Raw genomic sequence first — 6,649 nt, forward strand, 5'->3', positions numbered from 1 at the left:
CGCTCAACCCGGCCGTGCTGCCCCGATTCATCGCGTTGCTATCACAACCGCGCTTTTCCTGACCGCGAACCTGAACTTTTACGAACCAGTTATGTGACTTCGGACGACAGCTGATACATCATGCGTTTGTCCGGATCGAACGCCACCCTTTTCCAAGTCGTCCGGCATGCACGCGGGTCTTCCCCGGTGGGGCGGTTCGCGTCGGCTACTAACGTAGGAGGAGTGAACGCATGGCTACCACCCGCAAGACTGCCACGAAGAAATCAGCGGCCCGTAAACCGGCCTCGAAAAAGAGCGCCGTAAAGAAGACCGTCGCGAAGAAAGCAGGCGTTCGCGCCGCTGCGAAAAAGACCGCACGCAAGGCGGCCGCACGTCCGGCAGCGGCGAAGAAGGCCGTAAAGAAGGCGGCAGTCAAGAAGTCAGCGGCCAGGAAGTCACCCGCAAAGAAGGCAGCCGTAAAGAAAACGGCCGTGCGCAAGGCCRCTGGCAAGAAAACCACCGTGAAGAAGGCTGCCGGTAAGAAGACGGCAGTCCGGAAGGCCGCCGCCAAGAAGGCCGTCAAGAAAACTGTCGCGCGCAAGGCCGCTGTGAAGAAGGCACCGGCACGCAAGGTCGCCGCGAAGAAGGCAGCGCCGCGCAAGGCCGCCGCGAAGAAGGCAGCGCCGCGCAAGGCCGCCGCGAAGAAGGTCAGCACCAAGGCCTCCGCACGCAAGGCTCCGGCCCGCAAGACGGCCGCCAGCAAGGTCGTCGCGAAGAAGGCGGCTCCCAAGACAGCCGCGCGCAAGGTTGTCGCCACAAAGGCGCCGGCACGCAAGAATACCGCTCCGGCGAAGAAGGTCGCCGCGACGCCGGTCTCGAAGTCCGCTCCGACCAAGCGCAGTGCAAGCGCGCACACGATCGAACAGAAGCCGGTATCGCGTGTCCCCGCGACCAACACGCCGCGTAAGCCGCCGCTGACTGTCGCGCCGGCAACCGCCTCTGCGCCAGCGGCAGCCAAGCCGGTCGTCGCCAAGGCGAAACCCGCGCCGAAGCCCCGCCCGAAGCCGGCGACGCCCGCAGCGACGACTACCGACGAGCCGGTTCAACACATCAGCCAGGAAGAGGCCGTCGCGCACATCCAGGCACTGCTTGAAGCCAAGCGCGAGCGCGATCGTCAGCCGCCCTCGTGGCCGACGGGAGAGAACAGCAATGGTGTGCCGGCCACGCAACCGGGTGGCGAGCAGAATCCGCCGTCACCTTCGCCGGCATCGCCGGAAGCCAACTACGCCAATGAGGCGCATCAGCGCGGCGATCAGCAGAAGAGCAAGCCCTGATCGACGAAGGCTTCGGTCTGCGTATGCTGAATGAAGGGAAAGGGTCGCTTTCGCGACCCTTTCCTTTTTAGCGGGCGTTCAATCGCGGGGGCGCAGTGTCGAAGTCGTCCATCGCCGTCATCTCATCAGAGAAAACCCCATGCGTCGTGCGCATTCCCTGCTTCTCGTTSTCGCGGCTACCCTGCCGCTGGCGGGTTGTTACTACGACCCCGGCTACGTTCGCAGCCGCTCCGGGGGCGATGCGTATTACGGCACGGAAACGACGACGGTCGTCCAGCCGGTCGGTGCTTACTACGCCCCGGGTTACGGCTACTACGGCCCGGGTTATTACGGCGGTGGGTACTCGACGATTGCCGTGGGTTCCGCCTGGTATGGTGGTGGTTACGACCGTCGCTATTACCGCGACCGTGACGGGCACGATCATCCGCGGCCGCCACCTCCGGGTGGCTGGCACGGTCGTCCCGGCGACGGTGATCATCGACCGCCGGGTGGCTGGCAGGGCGGCGGTCGTCCGCCACCTCCGGGTGGGCAAGGGGGCAATCATCAGCCCCCGCCGGGTGGTTGGCACGGTGGTGGGCAACCCGGTAACCGTCCGCCGTCCTCGTCGGGCTCGCACTCGCCGCCGCGCAACAACGTCAATCGGGGCGCCAGTAATCGCGATGAGCGTTGACGGCGCGGTGATGACCCACAGGGTTGGACGGGCCAGGGAACCGCCCATCACGCCTAGGCTGGACCGCCGCATGCAACGGCGTCTGTCGTGGTGTCTCGCGTTCCTCCGTTATCGCTGGTTTCGCTGGCCGTCGCCGCGCTGCTCGGCTGTACGGCCGTGCAATCGCGAGCGTGGCTGCCCGCGTGGCCCTGGTCGATGCTGGCCACTGTCGTCGCCTTGGCCTATGCCGTTGCCTTGCCATGGAGGGCCGCGCGACACCTCGCCGTAGTCATGCTGTTCGCCGCATGGGCTGCCCTCCAGGGCGCGCGCGGCATGGGTGCGAGACTGCCGGCGGACGACGAGGGGAAGGATGTTGTCGTCACGGGGCGCGTTGTCGATCTTCCGCGAGCGCGTGGCGGCGATGCGTCGTTCCTGTTCGTGCCGGACACCGTAGGCGGTGGGCCACCCGCAACACGAGGCACGTACCGCCTCAGCTGGTATCGCACGCAGGTGTCGCCTGGGCCATGTGAGCGCTGGCGGCTCACCGTTCGCCTGCGCCGTCCCCGCGGCAACATCAATCCGGGCGGCGGTGACGCGGAACGCACGGCCCTTCAGCGCGGCATCGTCGCCTCGGGCTATGTGCGCGCTGCTCCCGACAACGCGCGCATCGGGGTGGGCGTGTGCGTGGACGCATGGCGCGGTGGCATTGCGCGAGCGCTGGACAGCCATCTGGGCACGGAGGACGCCCGTATCCTCAAGGCGCTCGCCGTCGGCGACACGCGCGGCCTCGACGCGGCGGACTGGGACATCGCCCGCGCCACGGGTGTGTCGCACCTGATCGCCATCTCGGGATTTCATGTCGGCGTAGCCGCCGGGGGCGGTGTGCTCGCCACGCGGCTGCTCTACGCGTGGTGGCCGATGCTCGCGCTGTTGTGGCCGAGGCAGATGACGCAGGCGATGGTCGGCCTGCTGGTGGCGGGCGGCTACGGGATGCTCGCCGGGCTGGGGCTACCGACCGTGCGCACTTTGCTGATGATCGGCGTCGTGGTGCTGGCGGGGATGGCACGTCGCCGCGCGGGYGGATTGTCGCTGCTCGCCTTCGCGATGCTCGCCGTGCTGACGTTCGATCCGCTCTCCGTGCTCTCGGCGGGGTTCTGGTTGTCGTTCGCAGGGGTGGGGTTTCTGGTGTGTTGCGTGGCTCCGCGGTCGCGGGGCTTTCTCGGCTGGCTCGGCGAACTTCTGAGAGCGCAGGCGGCGATGAGCATCGCGCTGCTGCCACTGTCCCTGTGCCTGTTCGGCAGCACGTCGCTGATGGGCTTCATCGCCAACCTGGTCGCGGCACCGTTGGTGAGCTTCGTCGTGGTGCCGCTCACGCTGGTGGGCTGCGTCCTCCTGGCCGTGCCGTCTCTCGCGGTTCCTTTACTCGTAGCGGCGGCGTGGTTGCTCAAGCAGCTGTGGCGAATGCTGGCCGCACTGGCCGATGTTCCGGGCGCCCAACTGAGCGTGGCCGAAAGCGGCATCCTGCCGGTTGTTCTGGCGACGGTGGGAGCGCTGTGGCTGTTCATGCCGCGTGGCGTGCCGCTGCGTGGCTACGGCGCCTTATTGTTCCTGCCGTTGCTGCTGCCTCCACGCGATATGCCCAGGTCCGGCGCCTTTCGCGCTTGGGTGCTCGATGTAGGGCAGGGACTGGCAGTGGTCGTCCACACGCGACACCACACACTCGTCTACGACACCGGCCCTGCCTACGGCGGCGGTCGTGACGCCGGCGCCGGCATCGTGCTGCCGTCGATCACGGCTCTGGGCCTGGGCGGGGTGGATACCCTCGTCGTCAGCCACGGGGACGTAGACCACGCCGGTGGCGCGGCGGCCATCGTCGGTCGCTACCCGAAGGCGCGACGGCTCTCCGGCGAACCGGGCAGGCTGGAGTTTCCGGCAGAGCCATGCACGTCGGAGGCGGACTGGTCGTGGGATGGCGTCGGCTTCCACTTTCTCGACGTGCCGCGCGAGGGTCCAGGCAAGACAGCCAGTAACGACCGCTCGTGCGTCCTCTCGATCGAAGGAGAAGGAGGGCGCTTCCTGCTCACAGGCGACATCAGTGCCAAGGCCGAGCGTCGTATGGATCGCGATGCGTTGTGGTCTGAACTGCCGACGGTGACAACGGTAGCGCATCACGGCAGCAAGCATTCGTCCGATGTGCTTTGGCTTCGGGCTGTGCAGCCTGAGCTGGCTATCGTGTCGTCGGGGTGGCGCAATCGGTTTGGCCATCCGCATGCTTCGGTGCTGGCGCGGCATGAGGATGCGGGGGCTGACGTGCTCAACACCGCCATCAGTGGCGCGATCGTGGTCGATATGCCGCGTGATGCCACGCCTCGGGTAGTGCGGGAGTGGCGTCGACCGGCGAGCCGTTACTGGCGGGAGTAAGGAGGGCCGTCCACCGCCCGAACACCCTTTCGTGCTGCACCGCCGTTTGACATTCCCAATTTAGAACGATTTAAATGCGGGTTCCGCTAGACAAGGGGATGAGCGTGACGGTATCGAAGCACGGTTGGGGCAGGGCGGCATTCGCTCTGGTGACGGCGTCTCTTGTGGTACCGGTGGGAGCCCTTGCGGCGACCCAGCGCTTTGACAGCTCCTTCGAGACCGCGCAGCCCGCGCCGCTGGCGGCCAAGGGTGCGCTCGACGTTCGCGTCGTCGGGGGGCCACCCCCGGAGGYAGTGCTTACCGCGAAGGCCAATGTCGGCTTCACCGGCACGCACTCGCTGCGTTACACGGGTACGGGCAATGGCTCGCCGGCGACGACGAAGCTGTTCGACACCGATGTGCGCATCGGCGACGACACGGTGTTGTCCTGGCTGGTCTTCCCTCGCTCCAACAAGGACGACCTCGTCAATCCGGCCAACTACCTGGCCGTGGACCTCGTGTTCGACGACGGCACGCGCCTCTCCACCAGCGCCGCGCGCGACCAGCATCGCGTGCCCGCCACCGCGAAGGGGCAGGGCGAAGGTCGTGTGCTTTATCCCGACCAGTGGAACTACGTGAGCGTGGATCTGGGCGCCGTGGCCAAGGGCCGTCGTGTCCGTTCGATCGAACTTACCGCGGACGCACCTGCTGGCGAGGCCTTCGAGGGCTACCTCGACGACGTGCGCATCGGCGAAGTCAAAGTCATCAACAGCACGCACCCGACCGACTACGTCGACACGCGCCGTGGCTCCAACGCCAACGAAAACTACTCGCGCGGCAACAACTTCCCCGCCGTGGCCATGCCGCATGGCTTCAACTTCTGGACGCCGACGACCAACGCCGGGTCCAACTGGATCTACCAGTACCAGGCCCGCAATGGCGAGGACAATCGCCCGCGCATCGAGGCCTTCGCCCTCTCGCACGAGCCCAGCCCGTGGATGGGCGAGCGCCAGACCTTCCAGGTCATGCCGGCGCAGGCGGCTTCCGGTGCACCGGCGCTGAAACGCGAGACGCGTGCGCTGTCGTTCGGCCACGACGCCGAACTGGCGCATCCGGATTACTACCGCGTGCACTTCGATGACGGCATCACCACCGAGATCACGCCGACCGATCACGCGGCGATGTTCCGCTTCACCTTTGCCGACAAGCGCTCGCAGCTGGTCTTCGACAACCTCAATGAGAAGGCGGCGGTCACGCTCGATCCGGGCCAGCGCAGCATCCAGGGCTGGTCGGACGTCAAGAGCAGTCTTTCCACCGGCGCCACTCGCCTGTTCTTCTACGCGGTGTTCGATAAACCCGTAGCCGAGAGCGGCCGCCTCACCGGCGAGAAGCGCGACGCTGCCTCCGCCTGGTTCGGCTTCGACACGTCGAAGAAGGGCGATCGCGTCGTTTCCATGCGGATCGCCACCTCGCTGATCGGCGTTGACCAGGCGAAGGCCAATCTCGCCCAGGAAATCGCGCCGGACGACACCTTCGACAGCGTGCACGAGCGCGCACGCAAGGCCTGGGACGATCGCCTGGACACGGTCAAGGTGGAAGGCGCCTCGCCCGACGAGAAAACCATCCTCTACTCGAGCCTGTACCGCCTGTTCCTGTACCCGAACCACGCCTACGAGAACACCGGCAGCAAGGACGCGCCCGTGTGGCGCTACGCCAGCCCGTTCTCCGCGCCGGCAGGTTCGAACACGGATACCGCGACGGGTGCGCGTATCGTCGAGGGCCAGCCGTTCGTCAATAACGGCTTCTGGGACACCTATCGCACGGCGTGGCCGGCCTACGTGCTGCTCACCCCGAACGAAGCGGGCAAGATGATCGATGGCTTCGTGCAGCAATATCGCGACTCGGGCTGGATCGCGCGCTGGTCGTCGCCGGGCTATGCCGACCTGATGGTGGGCACGAGCTCGGACGTCGCCTTCTCCGATGCATGGCTGAAGGGCGTGCGTAATTTCGATGTCTCCGCCTTCTACCAGTCGGCCATCCGCAATGCCTCCAGCGTCAGCGAGGTGAAGGGAGCCGGTCGCAAGGGCATCCAGCGTTCGCTGTTCAACGGCTATACCGACGACGGCGTCAAAGAAGGCCTGTCCTGGTCGATGGACGGCTACATCAACGACTTCGCCATCGGCAACCTGGCCAGGGCACTGGCCAAGGACGCGCCAGCCGGTGACGCCTACCGCGCCTCCTACGCCGACGATGCCGCTTGGTATCGCTCGCGTGCCCTCGGTTACAC

4 protein-coding genes are annotated in these 6,649 nt (G+C 66.5%); all 4 read left to right on the forward strand.

Translation table 11 applies throughout. From position 1 onward, the window contains the following. Positions 1–230: 230 nt before the first annotated feature. Positions 231–1,313: a histone H1-like repetitive region-containing protein gene (locus tag AC1DT2_RS13320; RefSeq protein ID WP_477296761.1), complete on the forward strand. Its 1,083-nt coding sequence runs from the start codon at positions 231–233 to the stop codon at positions 1,311–1,313. 139 nt (positions 1,314–1,452) lie between these two features. After that, entirely contained in the window at positions 1,453–1,983 is a 531-nt protein-coding gene (locus AC1DT2_RS13325) for a hypothetical protein (RefSeq protein ID WP_477296762.1), read from the forward strand. A 90-nt stretch (positions 1,984–2,073) separates the two neighbouring features. Beyond that, positions 2,074–4,383 carry a DNA internalization-related competence protein ComEC/Rec2 gene (locus tag AC1DT2_RS13330; protein ID WP_477296764.1) on the forward strand — a complete coding sequence of 770 codons (2,310 nt, stop codon included), beginning with the start codon at positions 2,074–2,076 and terminating at the stop codon, positions 4,381–4,383. Between the two features lie 104 nt (positions 4,384–4,487). Then, positions 4,488–6,649: glycoside hydrolase domain-containing protein (locus tag AC1DT2_RS13335; protein ID WP_477296765.1), on the forward strand; the 2,162-nt coding region annotated here is incomplete at its 3' end.

It is taken from the genome of Luteibacter sp. P4_E6, from assembly GCF_056401535.1.